Consider the following 24,764-nt stretch of genomic DNA (forward strand, 5'->3'; position numbering starts at 1 on the left):
GCGAAGCATTGCCACCGCCCCATGGTAAGCCCGCCACAGACACGCGTCCTGCGGGAAAACGTGCAGTCATGCCCGCACGCACCAGGCACTGACTACCGCCGGAGCGCGTCAGACGGCCAGGCGCGACAGGTCGGCTACGCGGTTCATCGCTTCCTGCAGCATCCGCAGCAGGCCCAGGCGGTTGGCACGCAACGCCGCATCGTCGGCATTGACCATGACTTGCTCGAAGAAGGCGTCAACCGGCGCCTTCAGTGCAGCCAGCGCCTGCAAACTGGCCGTGTAATTGCCGGCCTCGAAGGCCTGCAGCGCCGGCGTGGCCACCTGTTGCAATGCGGCATGCAGCGCCTTTTCCGCCTCTTCCCGCAGCAAGCGCGTATCGACCTGCGGCAGCACCGCGCCGTCCGCTTTCTTGAGGATGTTGGAGACGCGCTTGTTGGCCGCAGCCAGTGCGTGGGCCTCAGGCAGCGCCGCGAAGGCGCGCACCGCCTGCAGACGCGCCGCCACGTCAGCCAGACGCTGCGGCTGCAGCGCCAGCACGGCCTCCACCTCTGCGGCGCTGTAGCCCTGCTCGCGCAGGCTACCGGCCAGGCGCTCGTAGATAAACTGGGCCACCTGGGCAGTCGCATCCGAAAACGCGGTGTCTGCCGGAATGCGACCTGCAAATGCCGCGTGGGCGCTGCGCAGTACGTCCTGCAGCGCCAGCGCTGGCGCCTTCTCCATCAGCATGCGAATCACGCCCAGCGCGTGGCGCCGCAGGGCGAAGGGATCCTTGTCGCCCGTGGGCAGGTTGCCGATGCCGAACATGCCCACCAGGGTCTCGAGCTTGTCGGCCAGCGCCACCACCACGCCGACCTGCCCGCGCGGCAGCGCATCGCCGGCAAAGCGCGGCTTGTAGTGGTCCTCGATGGCATCGGCCACCTCGGTTGGCAGGCCATCGGACAGCGCGTAGTAGCGGCCCATCGTGCCCTGCAGCTCGGGAAACTCGCCGACCATGTCGGTAACCAGGTCGGTCTTGGCCAGCTGCGCGGCCTGATCGACCTGCTGCACATCCACACCCAGCTGGCTGGCAATGGCCCGCGCGATGGCGCGCACGCGCTCGACGCGCTCGCCCTGCGTGCCGAGCTTGTTGTGGTAGACCACCTTGGCCAGCTGCGGCAGGCGTGACTCCAGCGTCTTCTTGCGATCCTGGTCAAAGAAGAACTTGGCATCGGCCAGGCGCGGACGCACGACCCGCTCGTTGCCGCCGATGACGGCGCTCGGATCCTGGGGACGGATGTTGCTGACAACGAGGAAGCGGTTGGTCAGCCTGCCCGCCGCATCCAGCAGCGGGAAGTATTTCTGGTTGGCCTTCATCGTGAGAATCAGGCATTCCTGCGGCACCTGCAGAAACTCTTCCTCGAACTGGCACACCAGCACATTGGGCAGTTCCACCAGCGCGGTGACCTCGTCGAGCAGCGCCTCGTCCTCAATGGCGCGCACGCCCTCGCCCACCTGGCGCGCGGCCTGCTGCAGCTGCGTGGCTATGGCATGGCGGCGCTCAGCGTAGCTGGCAATGACGGCGCCCTGTTCGCGCAGCTGGTCGGCGTAACGATCGGCGTGGCTCAGATCAATGGGCTGGCCACTACCCTCGAAACGATGTCCCTGCGTGGTGTTGCCGCTTTGCAGGCCCAGCGCTGTCACGGGCACCACCTGCGCGCCGTGCAGCGCCACCAAACCGTGTGCCGGGCGCACGAACTGTACGCTGTCCCAGCCCGGCAAAGCCACGCCGCTTTCGAGCTGGTAAGTCATGACCTTGGGAATCGGCAGGTGGCGCAGCGTGTCATCGAGCGCCTTCTGCAAGCCCTGCTGCAGCGTTGCCCCCGGCTGCACGCTGTCGAGGTACAAGGCCTCGTTCTTGCCTTCGCCCTCGCGCCGCAGCTGATCCACGACACTCGCATCAAGCCCCAGCGCGCCCAGCTTCTTGAGCAGCGCAGGCGTGGCCTGGCCGTCCTTGAGACCGACGCTGACGGGCATGAGCTTTTGCGACACCGGCTTGTCGGCCGCCTTGTTCGCCACGCCCGTGAGGTGCACGGCCAGCCGCCGCGGCGTGGCAAAGGGCGTAATGGCCGCCGCCGCATCCAGCAGGCCCTGGGCCTTGAGCCCCTCGGCCAGGCCTTGCGCAAACGCTTCGCCCAGCTTGCGCAGTGCCTTGGGCGGCAGCTCTTCAACGAGCAGTTCGACGAGCAGGTTTTCGGTATGGGTCATGGCGGCATCCGGCGCGGTAGGACTCACTGCGCAGGCAGCGGGTTGCGCAGGCGGATGTGCAGCTCGCGCAGTTGCTTCTCATCGACCTCGGAGGGCGCCTGCGTCAGCAGATCCTGCGCCCGCTGGGTCTTGGGGAAGGCAATCACGTCGCGGATCGAGTCGGCCCTGGTCATCAGCGTGATCAGCCGGTCCAGGCCGAATGCCAGCCCGCCATGCGGCGGCGCGCCGTATTGCAGCGCATCGAGCAGATAGCCAAACTTGGCCCGCGCTTCCTGCTCGCTGATGTTGAGGGCGGCAAACACCTTGCTCTGCACGTCGGCGCGGTGGATACGCACCGAGCCGCCGCCCAGCTCCCAGCCATTGAGCACCATGTCGTAGGCCTTGGCCACAGCCTTGCCCGGGTCGGTCGCCAGGTATTCCTCATGGCCATCCTTCGGGGCGGTGAAGGGGTGGTGCATGGCGTTCCAGCGCTGCTCGTCCTCGTCGTACTCGAACATTGGAAAGTCCACCACCCACAGCGGCGCCCAGCGGTCTTCGAACAGGCCATGGGACTTGCCGAATTCGCTGTGACCGATCTTCACGCGCAGCGCGCCAATGGCGTCGTTGACGATCTTTTCCTTGTCCGCACCGAAGAACAGCAGATCACCATCCTGCGCGCCGGTGCGTGCGAGCATTTCGGCAATGGCCTTGTCGTGCAGGTTCTTGACGATGGGCGACTGCAGGCCATCGCGGCCCTTGGCAATTTCATTGACCTTGATCCACGCCAGGCCCTTGGCGCCGTAGATCTTGACGAACTCGGTATAGGCGTCGATCTCGCTGCGCGGCATGGCTGCACCACCGGGCACGCGCAATGCCACCACGCGGCCATTGGCTTGCGTGGCAGGGCCGGAGAAGACCTTGAAGTCCACATCGGCCATGACGTCCTTGAGATCGGTGAACTCCAGCTTGACGCGCAAGTCCGGCTTGTCCGAACCAAAGCGCCGCGCAGCTTCCGCATAGGTGAGCACCGGGAACTCGCCCAGATCCACGCCCAGCGTCTGCTTGAACACCTCGCTCATCATGCGTTGGAACAGGTCGCGGATGTCCTGCTCGCCCAGGAAGGAGGTCTCGATGTCGATCTGCGTGAACTCGGGCTGCCGATCGGCGCGCAGATCCTCATCGCGGAAGCACTTGGTGATCTGGTAGTAACGGTCAAAGCCCGCCACCATCAGCATCTGCTTGTACAGCTGGGGCGACTGCGGCAGCGCGTAGAACTGGCCGTCGTGCACACGGCTTGGCACCAGGTAGTCGCGCGCGCCTTCCGGCGTGCTCTTGCCCAGCATCGGCGTTTCGATGTCGATGAAGCCGTGCGCATCCAGGAACTTGCGCACAGCCATGCTGACGCGGTAGCGCAGCATGAGGTTGCGCTGCATATACGGGCGGCGCAGGTCGATCACCCGGTGCGTCAGCCGCGTGGTCTCCGAGAGGTTCTCCTCGTCGAGCTGGAACGGTGGCGTGACCGACGGGTTGAGCACCGTCAGCTCCTGGCACAGCACTTCGATCTTGCCGCTGGTGATGCTGTCGTTGACCGTGCCTTCGGGGCGCGCGCGCACCACGCCGGTGACCTGCAGGCAGAACTCGTTGCGCACGGTCTCGGCGGTGGCGAACATTTCGGGGCGGTCCGGATCGCAGACGACCTGCACATACCCCTCGCGATCCCGCAGATCAATGAAGATCACACCGCCATGGTCGCGGCGGCGGTTGACCCAGCCAAACAGGGTCACGGTCTGGCCAATCAGTCGTTCTGTAATCAGGCCACAGTATTCAGTGCGGGTTGCCATGGAGAGAAGGTTCCGTTTCTGGCTGACAGGCAGCCGGGGGTGCAGGTCGCAAGAGTGTCAACACGCTGCCTCAGGCAGCGGCGCTGGCGGTGTCGGTGGAAGCTTTGCTGGCGCCGCCCGAGGCGGCCGCGTTGCCAGCGCCATCAGACTGCGCGGCAGAGGAAGAGGATGCGGCCGGTTTGCCACTGTTCTTGAAATCCGTGGCGTACCAGCCGGTGCCCTTGAGCTGAAAGCTCGGCGCCGAAAGCTGTTTCTGAAAAGCCGCCTTGCCGCATTGTGGGCATGTGGTCAGGGCCGCGTCGGTGACTTTCTGCAGCACATCCTTGCGAAAGCCACAATCGGTGCACAGGTAAGCGTAGATTGGCATAGCAAAGTCACAAAGAATGAAGTGCGGGAAAACACGCAAAAGCCTGCAATTATAGGCGTGGCGCATGGCACTGGCAGGGCGTGCGCGATGGCCGCTTATCCGTCGACAGGGCGGGACTCCTCGGCTGGCAAGGTGATGCGCCGCACGACCGGCGCGCCCACAGCCACCAGTGCCGCCACCACCCAGAACACCGAGGCCACGCCAATCAGTGCGCCAAACGAGCCGGCCACCATCGGCATGAGAAAACTGGATGCGTTGATGGCCATCAGCCGCAGCCCCAGCGCCTCACCCTGCCGACTGGCAGGCGTGACCTGCGTCAGCAGGCTCATGATCATGGGCTGCACGCAGCCCAGCGCGGCGCCCAGCACAACCGAGCATGCCACCATGGCAACCGGCCCGCCAGCGAGCGGATAGACGGCAAATACCAGGACCGTGATCACGCACGAGGCGGCAATGACCTGCTTTTCCGCAAAGCGTGCGGCGATCACCGGCAGGCTCATACGGATCGCTGCCGCCGCCACCGCAAAGGCGCCCAAGATAGTGCCGATCATCGAGGCACTCAGCCCCCGCTCGTGCCCCAGCACCGGCACGAGAAAGGCGTGGATGTCCCACGAGGCAGACTGCAGCCAGTTGACAAACAGGATGTAGCGGAAATTCGGCAGGCGCAGCAGGTCCCAGGCATGGGTGGGAGCCGCATGGGGATTGACCGGCTCGTAGGGCAGCTCCCGCACGCGCATCAGCAGCAGCCAGGCCAGCAGCGGCAGCAGCGCCAGCAGGCCAAAGCACACGCGAAAAGCCAGTAAGTCGTTGGGTGTCCGGCCAGCATGGTCGATGACCAGCCCCGCACCAAATGGCCCGAGAAAGTTCGATACGGCAGGCGCAATCGCCAGCCAGCTGAAAAAGAGCCGCCGCTGCGCCGCCGACCGCGCCGCCCGGCCGATGTGGCGCTGCAGCACGATGGTCGTTACTCCTGCCGATGCGCCGCTCATCAAGGCGGCCACGCACAGCATCGGCACGTAGGGAAAGATGGCAGCCAGCGTCAGTGCGAGTGCGGCGGCGCTGACGGCAAAGCCCATGGGTCTGCGCAGGCCATGGTGATCGGCATACTTGCCAGCCGGAATCGCCAGAAACACCTGGCTCAGGGCGAACAGCGCAATCAGCGCACCGACGGCGCCCGGGCTGTAGCCCAGGCTCAGCGCCAGCAACGGCGTAGCCAGCCGCAGTCCCGTCATCGACGCGTGCAGAAACACCTGCGCGATCACCAGTCGAAACAGCTGCGTGCGGGTCATGCCAGGGCGCCTGAGAGTCAAGGAGCGGGAGATTGTAGACAGGCACTCCCGGCCACAAGGCCACCACGCGTGAAACGTAGGTCGCGTGTCGATATGATGGCTTGCTGCGCCACGGCATTTCGATAACGCAGCGCGCTGCCCGCGCGGCGCGCCAGCCACGGCGCGTTGCCCTGTTGCCAAGAAGATGAGCGCCTTACCCCTGCACCAACCCCTTGCGGAACAACTGCGTCCGCGCACGCTGGCGGATGTCGTCGGCCAGCAGCATCTGCTGGGCGAAGGCATGCCACTACGGCTGGCGTTCGAATCGGGCCGCCCGCACAGCTGCATCCTGTGGGGCCCACCAGGCGTGGGCAAGACCACCATTGCCCGCCTGATGGCCAACGCGTTTGATGCCCAGTTCATCTCCATCAGCGCCGTGCTCGGCGGCGTCAAGGAAATCCGCGACGCGGTCGAGCAAGCCCAGAAGGCACGCGACGGGCTGGCACCGCAGGCCACCATCGTCTTTGTGGACGAGGTACACCGCTTCAACAAGGCGCAGCAGGATGCGTTCTTGCCGCACGTGGAAAGCGGGCTGTTCACCTTCATTGGCGCAACCACGGAAAACCCCTCGTTCGAGGTCAACTCAGCGTTGCTTTCACGCGCGGCCGTCTATGTGCTGCAGCCGCTGTCGGAGCAGGACCTGCGCCAGATCGTCGCGCGTGCCCAGGCCATCGGAGCCGTGCCAGGCATCGACGAGGAGGCACTCGCCCAGCTGCTGGCGTATGCCGACGGCGACGCTCGACGCCTGCTCAACACGCTGGAGACGCTGGCCATGGCAGCAAGGCAGGAACAGCGCGATAACGTCACGCTAGCCTGGCTGCAGCGCGTGCTGGGCGAGCGTATGCGCCGCTATGACAAGGGCGGCGAGCAGTTCTACGACACCATCAGCGCACTGCACAAGTCCATGCGCGGCTCCGACCCGGATGCAGCGCTGTACTGGCTGGTGCGCATGCTCGATGGCGGCGTCGACCCGATGTACATCGCCCGCCGCATGATCCGCATGGCCACCGAGGACGTCGGGCTGGCCGACCCGCGTGCGCTGCGCCTGGCGCTGGACGCCACCGAGACCTACGAGCGCCTGGGCTCGCCCGAAGGCGAGCTGGCGCTGGCCGAGTGCATGGTGTACTTGGCCATGGCCCCCAAGTCCAACGCCGTCTACAAGGCGTTCAATGCCGCCAAGGCCTTCGTCAAACAGGACAGCACCCGCCCCGTGCCGCGGCATCTGCGCAATGCGCCCACCAAGCTGATGAAGCAGCTCGACTACGGCAAGGGCTACCGCTACGCGCACGACGAGGAAGATGGCTTTGCCGCCGGCGAGAACTACCTGCCCGATGGCATGGCACCACCAGGGTTCTACCGCCCGGTGCCGCGCGGACTGGAGATCAAGATCGGCGAGAAACTGGCCGAGCTGCGTCGCCGCAATGCCCAGGCCCCACGGGACAAAACATGACACCGGCCGAGGGTCGGCGCGCGGTCACTGCGCCAGGCTCAGGCGCCGCACGATCTGGCCGACCAGATCGAGCTGCATGTCACGAAACAGGATTTGCTCTTCCATTTCCTTGGCCAGCGCCGACGATTCGTCGTAGTTCAGGTCGCGGGTCTGCAGCAGCTCGACCTCCTCGGCAGCCTGCGCATCGCCACGGTGCAAGCGGTAGCGCACGCGCAGGCGCAGCTGCAACTCGCGCACACTGCCGGTGGCCGACTGGCTGATGACGGCGCGCTCCTGCGATTCCTGCAGGAGCTCGAACACCGCCTGCGCCTCCTGGGGGCCATGGTCAGGGGCACGCAGCACGGTCACGCCGGATGCCTCCAGCATGCGCTGCAGCTGGCGCGCCAGCTGCGACTGCTGCTGCGCCTGGATGAACAGCGACTGAAACGGAAAGTCCTGCCTGCCACGCAGCGCAAAGCCGCAGGCCGAGAGCGCACACCCCGCGGCGGCTGCGGAGGCGAAGGTCAGAAAGCGGCGGCGTTGCATGGCGAGGACTCCGTTCGCAGTATTCACAGGACGCTGGATGGTGCCATCAAATGACGATGTTCACCAGTTTCTTGGGCACGACAATGATCTTCTTCGGCGCAGCACCGCCGGCTTGCTTAGCGAAGGCCTCGCTGGCCAGTGCGGCGGCCTCGATCGCGGCCCTGTCGGCCGCAGCAGGCACGGCAATCGTCCCGCGCAGCTTGCCATTGATCTGCAGCACGTAGTCGATCTCGTCCTGCTCCAGCGCCTTCGCATCAACCTGCGGCCAGGGCGCATTGAGCAGCTCACCGAACACCTTGTCATAGCCCAGCTGCGTCCACAGGGCGTGGGTGATGTGCGGCGTGGCCGGATACAGCACACGCAACAGGATGCCAAAGGATTCGGCCACGGCCAGCAGGTCGGGCGCTGCCTCCCCTGCCTCGCCGGGCTTGAAGCCTTCCATGGCATTGAGCATCTTCATGGCGCCGGAGACCACTGTGTTGTACTGCATGCGCTGGTAATCAAAATCCACCTGCTTGAGCACGGTGTGCACTTCCAGTCGCAGCGCCTTGGCCGCCTTGCTCCACGCACGCTGCGGCGGCGCAGTGCGATCAAGCCCTGCAATCGCGGCCGCCACTTCCGGCCCAGCCAGTCGGGTGCCGAAGCCCCAGACGCGACGCAGGAAGCGGTGGCTGCCTTCGACGGCCGCATCGTTCCATTCCAGCGTCAGCTCCGGCGGCGCGGTGAACATGGTGTACAGGCGCGCCGTATCGGCGCCATAGCGGGCGATGAGGTCCTGCGGATCGACGCCGTTGTTCTTGGACTTGCTCATGGTGCCCACGCCCTCGTAGTCGATGGGCGTGCCCGCCGGCAGCAGGCCGTCAGCGCTGTCGACCGCCACCTTGAGCCGGGCACCGATGATCTTGCCCCCATCGTCCAGCACGTTCTCCACATCCTTGGGCCAGAAGTACTCCTTGCCCCCCTTGGCGGTGCGGCGGCTGTAGATGTGGTTGAGCACCATGCCTTGCGTGAGCAGGCGCTTGAACGGCTCGTCGATCGCCACCAGCCCCAGGTCGCGCATCACCTTGGTCCAGAAGCGCGCATACAACAGGTGCAGGATGGCGTGTTCGATGCCACCGATGTACTGGTCCATCGGCATCCAGTACCTGGCGCCATCGGCGGCCATCTGCTCGGCATTGTGCGGATCGCAATAGCGAATGAAGTACCAGGACGAATCGACAAAGGTGTCCATGGTGTCGGTCTCGCGCCGCGCCGGTTTGCCGCAGCAGGGACAGACTACGCCAGCATGGAACGCCTCACACTTAACGAGCGGGTTGCCGGAGCCATCGGGCACCAGCCCTTCGGGCAGCACGACGGGCAGGTCCTTTTCCGGCACGGGCTGCGGGCCACAATCCTCGCAGTGGATGATGGGAATGGGTGTGCCCCAGTAGCGCTGGCGCGAGATGCCCCAGTCGCGCAGGCGCCAGGTGGTCTGCTTCTCGCCGAGGCCCTTCTCGGCCAGCAATGCCGCCACCCTCTCCAGCGCGTCGGAGTAGCCCAGACCGTCGAGCACCCCGGAGTTGATGCACACGCCCTTTTGCTTGTCGCCATACCACTCCTGCCAGGCGTCGGTGGAAAATGCCTCCCCCTCCACCGCCACGACTTGCTTGATCGGCAACCCGTATTTCTTCGCGAATGCGAAGTCGCGCTCGTCGTGGGCAGGCACCCCCATCACGGCGCCATCGCCATAGCTCATCAGCACGTAGTTGCCAACCCAGACCTCGACCTGCTCGCCGGTCAGCGGATGGGTGACGAAGAGGCCCGTGGGCACGCCTTCCTTTTCCTTGGTCGCCAGCTCCGCCTCGGTATTGCCGCCCTTTTTGCAGTCCTCGATGAAGGCGGCCAGTTTCGCATTGCCAGCCGCCGCGTGCGCAGCCAGTGGATGCTCGGGCGCAACGGCGCAGAAGGTCACGCCCATGATGGTATCGGGGCGGGTGGTGAATACGTAGAGGCGCCCGTCCTGGATCAGCTGGCCATCGGCGCCCTGGATGGTGTGGGTGAAGGCAAAGCGCACGCCGCTGGACTTGCCGATCCAGTTCTCCTGCATCAGGCGCACCTTGTCCGGCCAGCCATCGAGCGTGGCCTTGTCGTTGCCGATCTGCACGTGATCAAGCAGCTCCTGCGCGTAATCGGTGATCTTGAGGTAGTAGCCGGGGATCTCGCGCTTTTCCACCAGCGCCCCGGTGCGCCAACCACGCCCGTCGATGACCTGCTCATTGGCCAGCACCGTCTGGTCCACCGGATCCCAGTTCACCACCTGCGTCTTGCGGTAGGCGATGCCTTTTTCCAGCATCTTCAGAAACAGCCACTGGTTCCACTTGTAGTACTCGGGCTGGCAGGTGGCGATCTCGCGACTCCAGTCGATGGCCAGGCCCATGGCCTGCATCTGCCGCTTCATGTAGGCAATGTTGTCGTAGGTCCATTGGGCTGGCGGCACCTTGTTCTTCAGTGCCGCGTTCTCCGCCGGCAGACCAAACGCATCCCAGCCCATGGGCATCAGAACGTTGTAGCCCTTCATGCGCAAGCTGCGCGCCAGCATGTCGTTGATCGTGTAGTTGCGCACATGCCCCATGTGCAGCTTGCCGCTGGGATAGGGCAGCATGGAGCAGGCGTAATACTTGGGCTTGCCAGCGTCCTCGGTGACGCGGTAGGCATCCTGGGCGCGCCAGTGCGCCTGGGCAGCGGCTTCGACGGCGGCGGGATCGTATTTTTCTTGCATGGCGATGGGCAGATGTGAGGGCGGCGGCCGCGCTTTGGCGTGGCAAATGCCTGCGCCGGGCCGAATCCGGCATTTTATCGGTGCATGCTGCCGTTGCCGGTCAGCTTGGCCGCGATACCTCTGCCATCACAATATGTGTGCCGCCTGTTGCGTCCATGAGGCCAACAATCCGTCCGACAATGCAGCGTTTTTTCGCGCGGAACGCATATTGGCTCACAGCGTTGACCCAATATCGGTGAATTACTGTTAAATTGCGCGCTCCGTGCATAATGTCTGACCACTTATGAACCGTTTAGCTGCCATCCTCCCCCCCGAGCGCGTGCTGGTGAACGTTGAAGTCACCAGCAAGAAACGCGCGTTTGAAGAAGCTGGCCTGCTCTTCGAGAGCCTGCACGGGCTCTCGCGCGCCGTGGTGACGGACAGCCTGTTTGCCCGCGAACGCCTCGGCTCGACGGGCCTGGGCCACCGCGTGGCCATTCCGCACGGCCGCATCAAGGGACTGCGATCGCCCATGGCAGCAGTATTCCAGCTGGCGAACCCGATCGGTTTCGATGCGCCCGACGAGCAGCCGGTCAGTTTGCTGATCTTCCTGCTGGTCCCCGAGGCTGCGACGGAAAAGCACCTGGAAATCCTCTCGGAAATTGCCGAACTGCTGAGCAACGTGGATGTGCGTGATGCCATGATCGCCTGCCGCGATCAGGCGCAGCTGCACGCGCTGGTGGTTGGCTGGAAATCCTCGCAGTCCGGCCAGCTGGAAGCCGCAGAGCACCATTAGGCCAGCTTGCCGCGTGCCCCCGCCACGCGCATGGCTACGGGCGACTTCATGCGGCAAGCCACGCTGCCACCGCCTATCGGGCGGCGCAGCATGTTGTGACGGCGGCGGCGCTCCGGCAAGCGCCCCTCATTCGACCGGATTCACACATGACCAACACCGTAAGCGCCCAGGCCCTGTTCGATGAGTTCGCCGACGCACTGCAATGGCGCTGGATTGCCGGGCGCGACGCCTATGCGCGCCGCTTCGACGAGCGTGCCGTGCAGTCGGCCCGTGCCAGCGCCGATCTGGTCGGCTACCTCAATTACATCCATCCGTTTCGTGCCCAGGTACTCGGTCAGCGCGAAATCGAGTACCTGACCAACGCCACGTCGCAGGACTGCGCGCGTCGTGTCGCACGCATCACTTCGCTGGAACCCCCCGTGCTGGTGCTGGCCGACGGCCAGCAGGCGCCGGACGAGTTGATGCAGATGTGCGAGACGGCGCAAATTCCCATGTTCGCCACGCAGGCTTCCTCCGCCTATGTGATCGACGTCATGCGCAGCTACCTGTTCAAGCTGTTTGCCGCCTCCACCAGCCTGCACGGCGTGTTCATGGACATCCTGGGTGTGGGCGTGCTCATCACCGGAGAGTCAGGCCTGGGCAAGAGCGAACTGGGCCTGGAGCTGATCACGCGCGGGCACGGTCTGGTGGCCGACGACGTGGTGGATATCGTGCAGATCAACCAGAACGCGCTCGAAGGGAAATGTCCAGCCCTGATCCAGAACCTGCTGGAGGTACGTGGTATCGGCCTGCTGGATATTCGCGCCATCTTTGGTGAGACCGCTGTGCGGCGGCGCATGCGGCTGCGCATGATCGTGCATCTGGTGCGGCACGAGACGATGGAGCGCGACCACGAACGGCTGCCCCATGCGCCGCTGACCGAAACCATTCTGGGGGTGCCGGTGCGCAAGGCCATCATTCAGGTGATGGCCGGGCGCAACATCGCAGTGCTGGTAGAAGCAGCGGTGCGCAACTACATCCTGCAGCTGCGCGGCATCGACACCTACCGCGAGTTCGTTGCGCGCCAACACGAGGCGATGAACGGCAACGCCCCGCGCAATTCCGGGTAAGAACCTGTTTACGATCTTTTCAGGCGCGGCGCTAGCGGTCCCGATCCCGGGAGTTGTTGCGCGCTTCCGGGCTGAACCCGTAGATGGTGATGGCGTGATCATGCACGGTCCAGCCGCGCTCTTCGGCGATGGCCTTGAGCCTGCGCTCGATCTCGGCGTCGTAGAACTCCTCCACGCGCCCGGTAGCCGTACAGACCATGTGGTCATGCGGCTGGCCTTCGTTGAGCTCGTAGACAGCCTTGCCACTTTCGAAATTGCGGCGATCCAGGATGCCGGCTTGCTCAAACTGGGTCAGCACGCGGTACACCGTCGCCAGACCGATGTCGGAACGCTCGTCGAGCAGAATGCGGTAGACGTCCTCGGCCGTCATATGCCGGCGCGTGGCCTTCTGGAAAATCTCCAGGATCTTCAGCCGCGGCAGCGTCGCCTTCAGGCCGGTGCTTTTGAGTTCTTCAATGTTGTTGGTCGCCATTTGGTGTCCGTCTCGGTGATCTGACAGGGCGCTTGTGGCCAGCACGGGTGCTGCCGCTACAATGCTCTGATTGGTCAATTTTTACCACAGGATACTGACTTGTGATGTCCCAAAGTCCAAAGCTTGGTGTGCAAGCGCTTGGTGTCGTCTTGGCTGCCCTCGTACTTGCCGGCTGCGGCAGCTTCAATCGTACCAGCCATCGGCTGGTCGATGCGATTACGCCCTACCGGATCGAGGTAGTGCAGGGCAATTTCGTCTCGCGCGAGCAGGTCGAGGCCCTGCGTCCAGGCATGTCGCGCGAGCAGGTACGCAACATCCTCGGCTCGCCGCTGGTGACCAGCCTGTTTCACAGTGACCGCTGGGACTATGTGTTCACCATCCGCCGCAAGGGGGTGGAGATCGAGGACAAGCATCTGACCGTCTACTTCAGCGGCTTCGTACTTGAGCGTGTCGAAGGCGATGAAATGCCCTCCGAGACCGAGTTCGTCGCCATGCTGGGCGCGCGCAACCGCACGCCCAAGGTGCCGGTGCTGGAAGCCTCGCCCGAGCAGCTGGAGCGCTATGCGCCCAAGCCGGATGAAGCCTCGGGCGAAGCAGGCCCGGCGCGGTCGGCCAACCCTGCCTCCTCGGCGCAGCCACGCAGCTACTACCCGCCGCTGGAGTAGGCGCGGCGCCTTTTCGCCGCGCAGCCAGCTCCTCTCCCTCGCCACTGGCATGCGCATGGCACTCGCCATGCGGGCCGCATGCGCGCTTTTCCACTTTCCGCCCGCCCCTTCACAATGCCCCTCCACGCTCTGAACATTGCCATCGCCGGTGCCAGTGGCCGCATGGGCCAGATGCTGATCCAGACCATCCTGCAGGACGGTCGCCACCGCCTCAGCGGCGCGCTGGACCGGCCGGGCTCTGCCGCCATTGGACAGGATGCCGGCGCCTTCGTCGGCACGCCTACCGGTGTGGCCATCACCGACTCCATCGAAGCCGGACTTGCGGGCGCTGACGTGCTGATCGACTTCACCCGCCCTGAAGGCACGCTGCAGCACCTCTCCGCATGTGACCGGCTCGGCGTCAAGGCCGTCATCGGCACAACCGGCTTCGACGATGCGCAAAAGACACGCATTGCCGATTTTGCGACCCGCCACGCCACCGTCTTTGCGCCCAACATGAGCGTGGGCGTCAATGTCACATTCAAGCTGCTGGAACTGGCCGCCAAGGCGCTGTCGACCGGCTATGACATCGAGGTGATCGAAGCCCACCATCGCCACAAGGTCGATGCCCCTTCCGGCACCGCGCTGAAGATGGGCGAGATACTGGCCGAGGCACTGGGACGTGATCTCAAGACCTGCGCGGTCTATGAACGCTACGGCCATACGGGCGAGCGCGACCCCTCCACCATCGGTTTTTCCACCATCCGCGGCGGCGACATCGTGGGCGACCACACCGTGCTATTTGCCGGCACCGGCGAGCGCATCGAGATCAGCCACAAGTCCAGCAGCCGCGCGGGCTACGCCCAGGGTAGCCTGCGCGCTGCCGAGTTTCTCGGCACGCGCACGACAGGACTGTTCGACATGTTCGATGTGCTCGGACTGCGCAACTAGGGCCTAACCGGGCCGGCCCAAGTCGGCCCCCTATTGCGGCCATCACAGGTCCGCTTTGAAATAGAAGGCATCCGGGTGCGGATTGAAGTAATAGGCGTCGATCTCCTCGAAGCCCAGATCCTCATAGAGCGCGCGCGCTGCATCCATGGTTCCGAGCGTGTCCAGCAGGATGCATGAGTAGCCTGCAATTTGCGCAGCCTCCATCACGCACTGCGCGAGCTGGCGCCCCAGACCGAATCCGCGAAAAGGCTTGCGCACATACAGGCGGCGCATCTCCGCTGCGTTGGAATAGTCAGCGGCAACGAGTGGGCGCATGGCGCAGCAGCCTGCGGGAGCACCATCGACATGCGCCAGCACCAGACAGCCGTGCGGCTCGGCATACTCGCCCGGCAACTGCGCCAGCTCTTGCTCGAAAGACTGCAGATCCAGAGCCACATCCAGGGTCTGGACATACTCCTGCAGCAGTTCACGCACTTGCGCATAGTCTGCCGCGCTATGCGCAAAACGCAGCTCTATGGCAACCGAGGTATCCATGTGACGCAACCGCTGCTTACGCCGCCGACTGCAGCAACTGCTCGATCAGCGTATGCAGTTCGCCAAAATCGGGAGGCCCCACGTAACGCTTGACGATCGAGCCCTGTCGGTCCACCACATAGGTCGTGGGCGTCAGCTGCACATCCCCCCAGTCCTTGGCCAGCGCCCCCGTATTGTCGAGCGCAACCTTGAATGGCAGTTGCCGGCTGTGCGCAAAGTTGACCACATAGGCAGGAGGATCGTAGGCCATGGCCACTGCCACCGTATCGAGTCCGCGGGCCTGGTATTTCTCGTAGGTCTGCACCAAGGCTGGCATCTCCGCGACACAACTGGTGCAGCTGGTAGCCCAGAAGTTCACCAGCAGAACCTTGCCCTGCCAGTCGCTGGTCTGCGCGCGCGAGCCATCGAGCAACACGAAATCGGACTGCGGCGCCTGGCGAGGCTGCAGCACGAAGTGCCATACGCCATAGCCAGCCACGGCCAGCAAGAGGGCCGCAGCAACACGCGTGAACAGACGAACGGGCATGGAGGGGGAGAATTCAGGCAATGAAGGCCATGGTGCAAGGCGCGATGGTCATGTCGTGGCATGAAGTTATACCACCATCCGCTGCTGTCATGTGCGCCAGGCACCCACCCTCTGCACAGACGGGAGCCCTACGCCTCAGCCCTGCTGCTCGACGGCAGCCACCACCACCACTTCGATGCCGTAATCCGGGTTGGCCAGCTGCGCCTGCACGGTGGCGCGCGGCGGCGTGTGACCAGGCACCACCCAGGCATCCCAGACTTGGTTCATGACCGCGATTTGCGCAATGTCGCGCAGGTAGATCTGGCACTGCAAGATACTCTTCTTGCTTGAGCCCGCCTGTGCCAGCAGCCGATCGATATGCCCAAGCACTTCCCTCGTCTGCGTGGCCAGATCGGCGCCGGGACTGTTTTCCGGGATCTGCCCAGCCAGATAGACCGTGCCGTTATGCACCGCGATCTCCGAAAGCCGGGCACCAACATCGTGGCGAACAAGTGTGGGACAGGCAGAGGACATGGCGGCTTTCTCCAAGAAAGGATGCAGGATACACGCGCAGACAGCGTCGCCACGGCATTGCAAAACTTCTCAAGCAGCTGTTCAACGAAGCCGGTTGGCGCAAGGCCTGGCGCAACGTGCCCAAACTCCAACGTCCGGGCAATAAAAAACCGCCAACAGGTAGCGGTTCTTTCTAAATACTGGAGCGGGAAACCGGTCTCGAACCGGCGACCTCAACCTTGGCAAGGTTGCGCTCTACCAACTGAGCTATTCCCGCATTGACTTTGGCGATGCCGCCCAATCAAGCCCTAGATTCTACACTGAAAAACAACCGTCTCGGCAAAAAATCTCACGCATGACAGCTGGCTTCAGTCCCCTCATGCCTTCTGACCATGAACAGCGTCTCAGTGCGAGACGATGTCGATCATGCCTGTGCCCTTGCCGGCCTCGGTGGCAGTGGTGGGTGCTGCCGCCATCACTTCCTCCTCGGACAGCGGCGTAGGCTGGCGCACCAACGCGTGTTCGATGACCTGATCGAACCACTTGACCGGAATGATCTCCAGCCCGTTGCGCACGTTGTCCGGAATCTCCTGCAGGTCCTTGACGTTCTCCTCCGGAATGAGCACCTTTCGGATGCCACCGCGCAGGGCTGCCAGCAGTTTCTCCTTCAACCCACCGATGGCCGTAACCTCGCCGCGCAGCGTGATCTCACCCGTCATGGCGACATCGGCGTGCACGGGAATGCCGGTCAGGGCCGACACAAAGGCCGTCGCCATGGCGATGCCGGCGCTGGGCCCATCCTTGGGTGTGGCGCCATCGGGCACATGGATGTGAATGTCCTTCTTCTCGAAAAGGCTGGGCTGGATACCCAGCGCCAGCGCACGCGCACGCACGACGGTACGGGCCGCCTCCACGGACTCTTTCATCACGTCGCCCAGCGAACCGGTCCGGGTGACATTGCCCTTGCCCGGCATGACCGCCGCCTCGATGGTCAGCAGATCGCCGCCCACTTCCGTCCAGGCCAGTCCCACCACCTGACCGATCTGGTCCTCTTTTTCCGCACGACCATAGGTGAATTTGCGCACACCGAGGAAGTCCGCCAGGTTGTCAGCGGTCACCTTGACCGGCGCCTGCATTTGCTTGAGCTGGATGCCTTTGACGACCTTGCGGCAGATGCGCGAGATCTCGCGCTCAAGCGAACGCACGCCCGCCTCGCGTGTGTAGTAGCGCACGATGTCGCGGATGGCGTCCTCGCTGACCTCCAATTCGCCGGCCTTGACGCCGTTGTTGCGGATCTGTTTGGGCAACAGGTAGCGCATGGCGATGTTAAGCTTTTCCTCCTCGGTGTAGCCCGACAGGCGGATCACCTCCATGCGGTCCAGCAGCGCCGGCGGGATGTTCATGCTGTTGGACGTGGCCACGAACATCACGTCCGACAGGTCAAAGGCAACCTCGGCGTAGTGATCGGTGAAGCTGCTGTTCTGCTCGGGATCGAGTACCTCCAGCAACGCGCTGGACGGATCACCCCGGAAATCGGCGCCGAGCTTGTCGATCTCGTCGAGCAAGAACAGCGGATTGCGCGTGCCGACCTTGCTCAGGTTCTGCAGGATCTTGCCGGGCATTGCGCCGATGTAGGTGCGCCGATGGCCGCGGATTTCGGCCTCATCGCGCATGCCACCCAGCGCCATGCGCACATACTTGCGCCCGGTCGCCTTGGCGATGGACTGACCCAGCGAGGTTTTGCCCACGCCGGGCGGCCCGACCAGGCAGAGGATCGGGGACTTGACCTTGTCGACGCGCTGCTGCACCGCCAGGTGCTCGAGGATGCGCTCCTTGACCTTCTCCAGCCCGTAGTGGTCGGCGTTGAGAATCTTCTCTGCCGCCTCCAGGTCCTTCTTGATCTTGGTCTTCTTCGACCAGGGCAGGCCCACCAGCACGTCCAGATAGTTGCGCACCACCGACGCCTCGGCCGACATGGGCGACATCATCTTGAGCTTCTTGAGCTCGCTCTCGGCCTTCTTGCGCGCCTCGGCACTCATCTTGGCCGCTTCGATCTTCTTTTCCAGCTCCTCGATGTCGACCCCGTCCTCGCCCTCTCCGAGCTCCTTCTGGATGGCCTTGACCTGCTCGTTGAGGTAGAAGTCGCGCTGGTTCTTCTCCATCTGCCGCTTGACGCGGTTGCGGATGCGCTTGTCAATTTGCAGGATGTCAACCTCCGAGCTCAGCTGCTCGAGCAGAGCTTCCAGACGCTGGCCGACATCCAGCGTCTGCAGCAGGGCCTGCTTGGCCTCCAGCTTCGCAGGCAGATGGGCCATGATGGTGTCGGCCAAGCGACCCGCATCCTCGATACCGGCGATGGACACGGCAATGTCCTGCGGAATCTTCTTGTTGAGCTTGGCGTACTGCTCGAACTGCTGCATCACCGCGCGGCGCAGCGCCTCGACCTCCTTGGCGGTCATGGCATCCACCGGCGGCACGGCCAGCACGCTGACGCAGGCCTCGAAATGGGATTCGCGCTCGGTCACGCCGTGCAGCTTGACGCGATCCTGCCCCTCGACCAGCACCTTGACTGTGCCATCAGGCAGCTTGAGCATCTGCACGATGCTGGCCACACAGCCAATGTCGAACAAATCGTCCGGTCCGGGCTCGTCCAGCGACGCGGACTTCTGCGACACCAGCACAATGCGCCGCTCCTGCTCCATCGCCAGCTCCAGCGCCTTGATGCTTTTGCTGCGACCGACGAACAGCGGCACCACCATGCTGGGAAAGACCACCACGTCGCGCAATGGCAACAATGGCAGGGTGAAGTGGGCGTCGGTCAATGGGGTGGCGTTCTCAGTCATATCAAAACCTTTGCAATGGATGTGCAGATGGGGGCTGGCGCAGCAAGTTCAACGGCACACACAAAAAATCCGGCAGGCGCCAATGACTGCGCCTGCGAAATAAGCCGACCAGCCCCAACACCGTGCCCGCAGCCGTCTGGTTCAGCCCGGTGTTTGCGCCGCTTCGCAGGAGACTTGGATGAACTCACGGTCCGCCAGCGTCGGGCCCAGCCGAACCGCCGTCAGGCAACCACCCCACACGCAGCCCGTATCCAGCGCCAGCAGATTCGGGCGGTTGAGCAGTCCCAGCGTCGACCAATGCCCGAACGCAATCAACGTATCGGCACTGGCGCGCGGCGTGACTTCAAACCATGGCACCAGATCCGCGGGCGCCTGATCGGGATGATCCGAGCAATCGAAATCCATCCGCCCTCTGGAGGTACAGAAACGCAGCCGCGTCAGGGCATTGACGATGACGCGCAAGCGATCAGCCCCACGCAGATCCGGCGACCATTTCGCCGGCTTGTTGCCATACATCACGGAGATGAATGCCTGCGACGCCTGGGCATCGGCAAGCACCGCCTCGACCTCGGCGGCCAGCGACAGTGCCTGTTGCGCCGTCCAATCCGGCAATAGACCGGCATGCACTAGCAGCAGCGGCGCACCAAAGCCCTCGACCAGGCGCGCCAGCGGCTGATGCCGCAGCCATTCGAGCATTTGCTGGGCGTCCGGCGCCTGCAGCACCCGATCAAGGGTGTCGCGCCGGCTCCCTTTTCGCACACCCGCGGCCGTGCCCAGCAGGTGCAGATCATGGTTGCCAAGGATGGCCAGCAGGCTGCCCTCCATACGCATGCAGCGCCGCAGTACCTGCGCCGACGCGGGCCCGCGATTGACCAGATCGCCAAGCAGATACACCTTGTCGCGACTGGGCGAGAACCCCACCTCATTCAGCAGGCGCTCCAACGCAGCATCGCAGCCCTGCACATCGCCAATCAAATAGGTTGCCATGCTGTTATTAAAGCACGATGCACGCCGCCAAAGCGGCGGAGAAAAAGTGCGCGTGGCGAGGTGCATCGTCGTGAACGAATTGCCCGGCAGTCGCCTGGCCCACGAGCACCGACGCGCCCATCACCAGCAGCGAGATCCCTCTGTGCAAGCGGCAGTTCATGCTGCCGCACATGCCAAACCACAGGCTATGCCCATGTATCCATTGATTCAAGAGTGTGACATCGTCGCATTAAGCACGGCTCGGGAATCCTGCGCGGCGCCACTGGCAATGCCAGGCTGCCTAGTAACTCGACGTAGCCATCGATGCCTGCCGCTAGCGCTTCGGCGCGAGAATATTCGGCATAAAGAATCAGCCGCCACCTACAAAAACCGCCGGCACACCAAGGCTCAATATAGGTAGCTTTTTACTCGCGCCGTGGCGACGCGATATAATCGCCGCACAATTCATTGGTCAAAACAGGAACTACCATGACTACATTGGCACAACTTCTTCAAGAACGCGAAGCACTTGAACAGAAAATCAATCAGGTTCGTCAGGCTGAACGCGCTGAAGCCCTTGCACAAATTCACAAGCTCATTCAGCTGCATGGTTTGACTGTCAACGATGTGTTCGGCAACAGCAAGTCCGCGCGTCAAGGCAGCAACAAAAAGGTTGCCGTGAAGTATCTCAACAAGGAAACCGGTGAAACATGGACCGGCCGCGGCAAGCCCCCGCGCTGGATTCAAGGCCAGGACCGCGAGAAGTTCCTGATTCAGTCCTGATTCCCAACCCATTGAAAAGCCCCTTGGTACATTGCACCAAGGGGCTTTTTTAACGCTGAATAGCCTCAGTGGGCCAAGATTTTCTGCAGAAAATCCTTGGTCCTGGGCTGGCGCGCATCCGGATTCGCAAAGAATTCCTGGGTCGAGCAGTCTTCCAGAATCTTGCCCCCCACGTCCATGAAGATCACACGGCTACCAACCTTGCGCGCAAAGCCCATCTCATGGGTGACCACCATCATCGTCATGCCCTCGTTGGCCAGGCCAACCATGACGTCCAGCACTTCGCCCACCATTTCCGGATCCAACGCGGACGTCGGCTCATCAAACAACATCACGATGGGGTCCATGGACAGGGCCCGCGCAATCGCCACACGCTGCTGCTGACCGCCCGAGAGCTGACCCGGGAACTTGTCCTTGTGCGCCATCAGGCCGACCCGGTCGAGCATTTTCAGACCGCGCGCCCTGGCATCGTCCTGCGAGCGGCCCAGCACCTTGACCTGGGCGATGGTGAGGTTTTCCGTCACGGACAGATGGGGAAACAGCTCGAAATGCTGAAACACCATGCCCACCCGACTGCGCAACTTGGGCAGATCGGTTTTCTTGTCGTGCACGGCTATGCCATCCACCCAGATCTCACCTTGCTGAAACGGCTCCAGCGCATTGATGGTCTTGATCAAGGTGGACTTGCCCGAGCCCGAGGGGCCTGCCACAACCACCACCTCGCCCTTCTCGATGCGCGTGGTGCAATTGTCGAGCACCTGCACCTCGCCATACCATTTCGAAACATTCTTCAATTCAATCATGGTGCATTGCTCCCTTTAGCGAATGATGGCAATTTTCTTTTGCAGCCGTTTGACCAGTAAGGAAAGGCTGTAGCAAATCACGAAGTAAACCACGGCGGCGCCAATGTAGGCCTCCATGGGTCGGCCAAAATTGCGCCCCGCCGTCTCGAATCCCTTGAGCATGTCATAGGCACCGATGGCATAGACCAGCGACGTGTCCTGAAACAGGATGATGGTCTGCGTCAAAAGGACCGGCAGCATGTTGCGAAATGCCTGCGGCAGAATGACCAGACGCATGTTCTGACCGTAGGTCATACCCAGCGCCTGCCCCGCGTAGACTTGGCCGCGCGGAATCGACTGGATGCCGGCGCGCATGATCTCGCTGAAATAGGCAGCCTCGAATGCGACAAACGTAAGGATGGCGGAGGTCTCGGCCCCCACGGGCTGACCGATCAGAAGCGGCACGAGCAGGAAAAACCAGAGAATCACCATCACCAACGGAATGCTGCGCATGCCATTGACATAAATGGTGGCCGGTATTTCCAGCCATTTCTTGCCCGACAGGCGCATCATGGCCAGCAGTGTGCCAAGAATCACGCCACCGATGGTGGCAATCACCGTGAGATAAAGGCTGAAATAAAGGCCCTTCAGCACGTAATTGCTGATCAGCTCCCAGCTGAAAAACGACAGATCCAGTTGCATGTCAGTGCCCTCCTCCCGAAGCGCTGGCAATGAAGCCCGGCACCCTGGTGCGTTTCTCGATGAATGCCATGATGCGGTTGATGGCAAACGCTGACACGATGTACAGCCCGGTGACAGCCAGATAGATTTCAACGCCGCGCGAGGTCTCTTCCTGCGCCTGCATTGCAAACATCGTCAACTCGGCAATCGAGACGGCAAACGCCACCGACGAGTTCTTGAAGATGTTCATCGCCTCACTGGTCAGTGGTGGGATGATGATGCGAAACCCCATTGGCAGCAGCACGTAGCGATAGCACTGCCACGTCGTAAAGCCCAGCGCCAGTCCCGCATAGCGCTGCCCGCGGGGCAAGGCCTGGATGCCTGCGCGCACCTGCTCGGCAATCCGCGCGGACGTGAAAAATCCCAGCGCGATCACCACCAGCACGAAACCGGATACGCCACGCATCACCGGAAACAGTGACGGCACAACGTGGTACCAGAGAAAAATCTGCACCAGCAACGGAATGTTGCGAAACAGCTCGACCCATGCATTGCCCAGCCGCACCAGCCAGGGGCTGTTAGGCAACGTACGGATGGTCCCGATGACCGCCCCCACCACCAGCGCCACGACCAGCGCCAGCAAGGACACGGAAATAGTCCAGCCCCAGGCCGACAGCATCCAGTCGAGGTAGGTGACGTTCCCGCCCTCGCCAAAGCAACGCGGCGCCACTTCACCGGTGATGTTGTCACGGCAGAAAACCTGCCAATCCCAATTCATTGCTCTCTCCTCATTGCACTGCCTGCGTAAACCGCACTAGCCACCCCATGCGCGGCGTTGCCCATATCGCGCAACCATGGCGCCCCAACCGCACCACGCATGCAACGCCCGTCAACGGCGGGGCGCAACCGGGTTCTCGTACGATCAAAAAACGCTCCAAGGCAGGCCGCAGCGCCCGCTGGAGCGTTCTCGATGCACGCACGCGGCGCGGCCACCAGGACCGCTTCGTCCCGCGCGATCACTCGATGGAATAGTCTTCCATCGGCTTGTCGTTCGGGTTGGCCCAGGCTTGCTTGGTGCTCTCCGACAGCGGCAAGCCGACCACCGTATTGGCAGGAGGAATCGGCTGCAGGAACCACTTGTTCCACAACTGCTCAAGGGTGCCGTCCTCAATCTGACGCACAATGCTCTTGTTCACCGCAGCCTTGAACGCCTCGTCATTCTTGCGCAGCATGCAGGCGATGGGCTCGACATTGAGCACTTCCCCCACGATATGGTAGGCCTCGGGCGTGCGCGACTTGGAGATATTCGCAGCAAGAATCGAGCCGTCCATGATGAAGGCATCGGCGCGGCCGGTTTCCAGCAGCAGGAAGCTGTCGGCGTGGTCCTTGCCCATGATCTCGCGGAAGTTTACGCCTTCAGCGCGGCGATGCTTGCGCAAGGTCTGCACCGAGGTCGTGCCCGTGGTGACCGCCAGGGTCTTGCCATCCAGATCGGCAACGGAATTGATGCCCGAGTCCTTCTTGGTGGCAATGCGCACCTCCTCCACGTAGGTGGTGTACGCAAAGTCGACCTCTTTCTGGCGCGCGCGGTTGTTGGTGGTCGAGCCGCACTCCAGGTCCACCGTGCCGTTGGTCACCAGCGGAATGCGGTTCTGCGAGGTCACAGGTTGGTAGTTGATCTTGATCTCCTTGCCCAGATCGGCGCTGAGATCCTTGACGATGTTTTCGGCCATTTCGGTGTGGAAACCCACGTACACACCGTTACCCAGCGTATAGCCCAACCCGGAAGATTCACGCACTCCCAAGGCGATCTCCCCCGAATCCTTAATCTTCTCCAGCGTGCCGGATTGGCTGAACGCCGCAGTGGCTGCAGCCAGCAAAGTCAGCGCAAGCAGGTGTTTTTTCATGAAGTTTTCCTCGAAATAACCATTCCTAAAGGGTCACGGAAGCATGCGCACCGCCACCACTCGAACGTGCATTATCACAAAAACCGTGCGCCCAAGGCCCTGAAAAAACCCTGCCTGGGGCGTCCAATTCCCGCAATCGGGGCTTCAAAGCACTTCAGTGATGCAGATTGTCGCAATTGTCAGCGATTGAGCAGCGCATCGTTGCCCGGTCTGAACGCGTTTGTTGCCTGCGCCCGCCCCTGTGGCGTGCGCGCCGCCTCAAACGGTGGCAGTTCGAGCACCAACTGTGCCTCCTCCGCACCAGATACCGGCCCCAACGTAGCGCTGCGGCCCCGTACGGCAAGCAACCGCATCTGACTGGCATGCCCTTCCTCGCCCAGTCGCTGGCCAACCGTTATGGTGCGCGCCGGTTTGCCATCCACGCTGATCAGCGCGGCACCAAGGCCCGACTGGCTGCCAGCCAGAATTCCCACCAGCGCATACTGGGACGACCTGACAGTCGGTGTGGACGCAGCCATCGCCGTCGGCGCAGACGCCCCCAGCAGCTTGCGCAATGCCTGGCTATCCGCCACCAGGGCGCTGGCAGCCACGGGCGCGGCCTCCAGCTGCGCGCCTGCGCCTGGGCGCGTCATGACCCATGCTGCCACAGACCCGGCGGCCAGGATCCACACCATGAACGTCGTCAGACGCACCGTCCAAGGACGCTGAAGTATCAGGGTTTGCATGCTGCGATTATCATTCACCTCGGCAGTACAGGTCGCGATGGCCTGAAGCCTCGCGTGTCATCTGCTGTTCACGATGTTTTCA

23 protein-coding genes and 1 tRNA gene are annotated in these 24,764 nt (G+C 63.1%); 6 read left to right on the forward strand and 18 right to left on the reverse strand.

All coding sequences use genetic code 11. The features are described from left to right. Positions 1–108: 108 nt before the first annotated feature. The 4 genes from glyS to AAV94_RS00645 all read right to left on the reverse strand — a co-directional run bounded on the left by glyS (position 109) and on the right by AAV94_RS00645 (position 5,720). Positions 109–2,244, reverse strand: a complete 2,136-nt coding sequence (glyS, locus tag AAV94_RS00630) for a glycine--tRNA ligase subunit beta (RefSeq protein ID WP_046740391.1) — start codon at positions 2,242–2,244, stop codon at positions 109–111. A 23-nt stretch (positions 2,245–2,267) separates the two neighbouring features. Then, a complete protein-coding gene (aspS, locus tag AAV94_RS00635; RefSeq protein WP_046740392.1) occupies positions 2,268–4,064 on the reverse strand; it encodes an aspartate--tRNA ligase in 1,797 nt (598 codons plus the stop codon). A gap of 70 nt (positions 4,065–4,134) precedes the next feature. Further along, the gene (locus AAV94_RS00640) at positions 4,135–4,431 is read right to left on the reverse strand and encodes an FmdB family zinc ribbon protein (protein WP_046740393.1); all 297 of its coding nucleotides are present in this window, start codon (positions 4,429–4,431) and stop codon (positions 4,135–4,137) included. Between the two features lie 95 nt (positions 4,432–4,526). Next, positions 4,527–5,720 carry an MFS transporter gene (locus AAV94_RS00645; RefSeq protein ID WP_046740394.1) on the reverse strand — a complete coding sequence of 398 codons (1,194 nt, stop codon included), beginning with the start codon at positions 5,718–5,720 and terminating at the stop codon, positions 4,527–4,529. A 184-nt stretch (positions 5,721–5,904) separates the two neighbouring features. On the opposite strand from AAV94_RS00645, the gene AAV94_RS00650 reads away from it, so the two are divergent. Continuing rightward, the gene (locus AAV94_RS00650) at positions 5,905–7,209 is read left to right on the forward strand and encodes a replication-associated recombination protein A (protein ID WP_046740395.1); all 1,305 of its coding nucleotides are present in this window, start codon (positions 5,905–5,907) and stop codon (positions 7,207–7,209) included. Positions 7,210–7,233: 24 nt separating this feature from the next. Here AAV94_RS00650 and AAV94_RS00655 read toward each other — a convergent pair whose 3' ends face one another. Both AAV94_RS00655 and leuS read right to left on the reverse strand, forming a co-directional pair. Further along, entirely contained in the window at positions 7,234–7,734 is a 501-nt protein-coding gene (locus AAV94_RS00655) for an LPS-assembly lipoprotein LptE (RefSeq protein WP_046740396.1), read from the reverse strand. 46 nt (positions 7,735–7,780) lie between these two features. Next, the gene (gene leuS / locus AAV94_RS00660) at positions 7,781–10,492 is read right to left on the reverse strand and encodes a leucine--tRNA ligase (RefSeq protein WP_046740397.1); all 2,712 of its coding nucleotides are present in this window, start codon (positions 10,490–10,492) and stop codon (positions 7,781–7,783) included. 283 nt (positions 10,493–10,775) lie between these two features. Here leuS and AAV94_RS00665 point away from each other — a divergent pair, with 283 nt between their 5' ends. Together AAV94_RS00665 and hprK are read left to right on the forward strand one after the other, a co-directional pair. Beyond that, positions 10,776–11,267 carry a PTS sugar transporter subunit IIA gene (locus tag AAV94_RS00665; protein WP_046740398.1) on the forward strand — a complete coding sequence of 164 codons (492 nt, stop codon included), beginning with the start codon at positions 10,776–10,778 and terminating at the stop codon, positions 11,265–11,267. Positions 11,268–11,413: 146 nt separating this feature from the next. Further along, positions 11,414–12,376, forward strand: coding sequence for an HPr(Ser) kinase/phosphatase (gene hprK, locus AAV94_RS00670; RefSeq protein WP_046740399.1), 963 nt, complete (start codon positions 11,414–11,416; stop codon positions 12,374–12,376). A 31-nt stretch (positions 12,377–12,407) separates the two neighbouring features. Here the strand turns inward: hprK and fur are convergent, their stop codons facing one another. Continuing rightward, positions 12,408–12,848 carry a ferric iron uptake transcriptional regulator gene (gene fur / locus AAV94_RS00675; protein ID WP_046740400.1) on the reverse strand — a complete coding sequence of 147 codons (441 nt, stop codon included), beginning with the start codon at positions 12,846–12,848 and terminating at the stop codon, positions 12,408–12,410. Between the two features lie 104 nt (positions 12,849–12,952). On the opposite strand from fur, the gene AAV94_RS00680 reads away from it, so the two are divergent. After that, positions 12,953–13,513 (forward strand): outer membrane protein assembly factor BamE, encoded by a 561-nt coding sequence (locus tag AAV94_RS00680; protein ID WP_046740401.1) that lies wholly within the window; start codon positions 12,953–12,955, stop codon positions 13,511–13,513. 114 nt (positions 13,514–13,627) lie between these two features. Continuing rightward, positions 13,628–14,443 carry a 4-hydroxy-tetrahydrodipicolinate reductase gene (gene dapB, locus AAV94_RS00685; protein WP_084824654.1) on the forward strand — a complete coding sequence of 272 codons (816 nt, stop codon included), beginning with the start codon at positions 13,628–13,630 and terminating at the stop codon, positions 14,441–14,443. Positions 14,444–14,485: 42 nt separating this feature from the next. On the opposite strand, the gene AAV94_RS00690 is transcribed toward dapB, so the two are convergent. From AAV94_RS00690 to AAV94_RS00715, 6 genes are all read right to left on the reverse strand, one after another. Beyond that, complete coding sequence (locus AAV94_RS00690) at positions 14,486–14,977, reverse strand: GNAT family N-acetyltransferase (RefSeq protein WP_046740403.1); 492 nt, start codon at positions 14,975–14,977, stop codon at positions 14,486–14,488. A 16-nt stretch (positions 14,978–14,993) separates the two neighbouring features. Next, the gene (locus tag AAV94_RS00695) at positions 14,994–15,503 is read right to left on the reverse strand and encodes a TlpA disulfide reductase family protein (RefSeq protein ID WP_046740404.1); all 510 of its coding nucleotides are present in this window, start codon (positions 15,501–15,503) and stop codon (positions 14,994–14,996) included. 135 nt (positions 15,504–15,638) lie between these two features. Next, positions 15,639–16,016, reverse strand: a complete 378-nt coding sequence (locus AAV94_RS00700) for a RidA family protein (protein ID WP_046740405.1) — start codon at positions 16,014–16,016, stop codon at positions 15,639–15,641. Between the two features lie 180 nt (positions 16,017–16,196). After that, positions 16,197–16,272 (reverse strand) — tRNA-Gly (locus AAV94_RS00705). A 127-nt stretch (positions 16,273–16,399) separates the two neighbouring features. Further along, positions 16,400–18,838: an endopeptidase La gene (gene lon / locus AAV94_RS00710; RefSeq protein WP_046740406.1), complete on the reverse strand. Its 2,439-nt coding sequence runs from the start codon at positions 18,836–18,838 to the stop codon at positions 16,400–16,402. 141 nt (positions 18,839–18,979) lie between these two features. Then, positions 18,980–19,825 (reverse strand): symmetrical bis(5'-nucleosyl)-tetraphosphatase, encoded by an 846-nt coding sequence (locus AAV94_RS00715; protein ID WP_046740407.1) that lies wholly within the window; start codon positions 19,823–19,825, stop codon positions 18,980–18,982. Positions 19,826–20,293: 468 nt separating this feature from the next. Between AAV94_RS00715 and AAV94_RS00720 the strand changes: the two genes are divergently transcribed. Further along, positions 20,294–20,587 (forward strand): H-NS histone family protein, encoded by a 294-nt coding sequence (locus AAV94_RS00720; RefSeq protein WP_046740408.1) that lies wholly within the window; start codon positions 20,294–20,296, stop codon positions 20,585–20,587. A 65-nt stretch (positions 20,588–20,652) separates the two neighbouring features. Here AAV94_RS00720 and AAV94_RS00725 read toward each other — a convergent pair whose 3' ends face one another. The 5 genes from AAV94_RS00725 to AAV94_RS00750 form a co-directional block, all read right to left on the reverse strand. Beyond that, complete coding sequence (locus AAV94_RS00725; protein ID WP_046740409.1) at positions 20,653–21,390, reverse strand: amino acid ABC transporter ATP-binding protein; 738 nt, start codon at positions 21,388–21,390, stop codon at positions 20,653–20,655. 15 nt (positions 21,391–21,405) lie between these two features. Then, complete coding sequence (locus AAV94_RS00730) at positions 21,406–22,071, reverse strand: amino acid ABC transporter permease (protein ID WP_046740410.1); 666 nt, start codon at positions 22,069–22,071, stop codon at positions 21,406–21,408. Between the two features lies 1 nt (position 22,072). Next, the gene (locus AAV94_RS00735) at positions 22,073–22,828 is read right to left on the reverse strand and encodes an amino acid ABC transporter permease (RefSeq protein WP_046740411.1); all 756 of its coding nucleotides are present in this window, start codon (positions 22,826–22,828) and stop codon (positions 22,073–22,075) included. 238 nt (positions 22,829–23,066) lie between these two features. Then, on the reverse strand, positions 23,067–23,957 hold the full coding sequence (locus AAV94_RS00745; RefSeq protein WP_046740413.1) for an amino acid ABC transporter substrate-binding protein: 891 nt from the start codon (positions 23,955–23,957) through the stop codon (positions 23,067–23,069). 179 nt (positions 23,958–24,136) lie between these two features. Further along, the gene (locus AAV94_RS00750) at positions 24,137–24,682 is read right to left on the reverse strand and encodes a general secretion pathway protein C (RefSeq protein WP_156167874.1); all 546 of its coding nucleotides are present in this window, start codon (positions 24,680–24,682) and stop codon (positions 24,137–24,139) included. Positions 24,683–24,764: the final 82 nt, after the last annotated feature.

This window comes from Lampropedia cohaerens, assembly GCF_001005215.1.
Taxonomy (GTDB): domain Bacteria; phylum Pseudomonadota; class Gammaproteobacteria; order Burkholderiales; family Burkholderiaceae_C; genus Lampropedia; species Lampropedia cohaerens.

Excerpts from the sequence above, each read along its gene's own strand:
- glyS (WP_046740391.1), bottom strand. The coding sequence starts at position 2,244 with ATGACCCATACCGAAAACCTGCTCGTCGAACTGCTCGTTGAAGAGCTG.
- aspS (WP_046740392.1), bottom strand. The coding sequence starts at position 4,064 with ATGGCAACCCGCACTGAATACTGTGGCCTGATTACAGAACGACTGATT.
- AAV94_RS00640 (WP_046740393.1), bottom strand. The coding sequence starts at position 4,431 with ATGCCAATCTACGCTTACCTGTGCACCGATTGTGGCTTTCGCAAGGAT.
- AAV94_RS00645 (WP_046740394.1), bottom strand. The coding sequence starts at position 5,720 with ATGACCCGCACGCAGCTGTTTCGACTGGTGATCGCGCAGGTGTTTCTG.
- AAV94_RS00650 (WP_046740395.1), top strand. The coding sequence starts at position 5,905 with ATGAGCGCCTTACCCCTGCACCAACCCCTTGCGGAACAACTGCGTCCG.
- AAV94_RS00655 (WP_046740396.1), bottom strand. The coding sequence starts at position 7,734 with ATGCAACGCCGCCGCTTTCTGACCTTCGCCTCCGCAGCCGCCGCGGGG.
- leuS (WP_046740397.1), bottom strand. The coding sequence starts at position 10,492 with ATGCAAGAAAAATACGATCCCGCCGCCGTCGAAGCCGCTGCCCAGGCG.
- AAV94_RS00665 (WP_046740398.1), top strand. The coding sequence starts at position 10,776 with ATGAACCGTTTAGCTGCCATCCTCCCCCCCGAGCGCGTGCTGGTGAAC.
- hprK (WP_046740399.1), top strand. The coding sequence starts at position 11,414 with ATGACCAACACCGTAAGCGCCCAGGCCCTGTTCGATGAGTTCGCCGAC.
- fur (WP_046740400.1), bottom strand. The coding sequence starts at position 12,848 with ATGGCGACCAACAACATTGAAGAACTCAAAAGCACCGGCCTGAAGGCG.
- AAV94_RS00680 (WP_046740401.1), top strand. The coding sequence starts at position 12,953 with ATGTCCCAAAGTCCAAAGCTTGGTGTGCAAGCGCTTGGTGTCGTCTTG.
- dapB (WP_084824654.1), top strand. The coding sequence starts at position 13,628 with ATGCCCCTCCACGCTCTGAACATTGCCATCGCCGGTGCCAGTGGCCGC.
- AAV94_RS00690 (WP_046740403.1), bottom strand. The coding sequence starts at position 14,977 with ATGGATACCTCGGTTGCCATAGAGCTGCGTTTTGCGCATAGCGCGGCA.
- AAV94_RS00695 (WP_046740404.1), bottom strand. The coding sequence starts at position 15,503 with ATGCCCGTTCGTCTGTTCACGCGTGTTGCTGCGGCCCTCTTGCTGGCC.
- AAV94_RS00700 (WP_046740405.1), bottom strand. The coding sequence starts at position 16,016 with ATGTCCTCTGCCTGTCCCACACTTGTTCGCCACGATGTTGGTGCCCGG.
- lon (WP_046740406.1), bottom strand. The coding sequence starts at position 18,838 with ATGACTGAGAACGCCACCCCATTGACCGACGCCCACTTCACCCTGCCA.
- AAV94_RS00715 (WP_046740407.1), bottom strand. The coding sequence starts at position 19,825 with ATGGCAACCTATTTGATTGGCGATGTGCAGGGCTGCGATGCTGCGTTG.
- AAV94_RS00720 (WP_046740408.1), top strand. The coding sequence starts at position 20,294 with ATGACTACATTGGCACAACTTCTTCAAGAACGCGAAGCACTTGAACAG.
- AAV94_RS00725 (WP_046740409.1), bottom strand. The coding sequence starts at position 21,390 with ATGATTGAATTGAAGAATGTTTCGAAATGGTATGGCGAGGTGCAGGTG.
- AAV94_RS00730 (WP_046740410.1), bottom strand. The coding sequence starts at position 22,071 with ATGCAACTGGATCTGTCGTTTTTCAGCTGGGAGCTGATCAGCAATTAC.
- AAV94_RS00735 (WP_046740411.1), bottom strand. The coding sequence starts at position 22,828 with ATGAATTGGGATTGGCAGGTTTTCTGCCGTGACAACATCACCGGTGAA.
- AAV94_RS00745 (WP_046740413.1), bottom strand. The coding sequence starts at position 23,957 with ATGAAAAAACACCTGCTTGCGCTGACTTTGCTGGCTGCAGCCACTGCG.
- AAV94_RS00750 (WP_156167874.1), bottom strand. The coding sequence starts at position 24,682 with ATGCAAACCCTGATACTTCAGCGTCCTTGGACGGTGCGTCTGACGACG.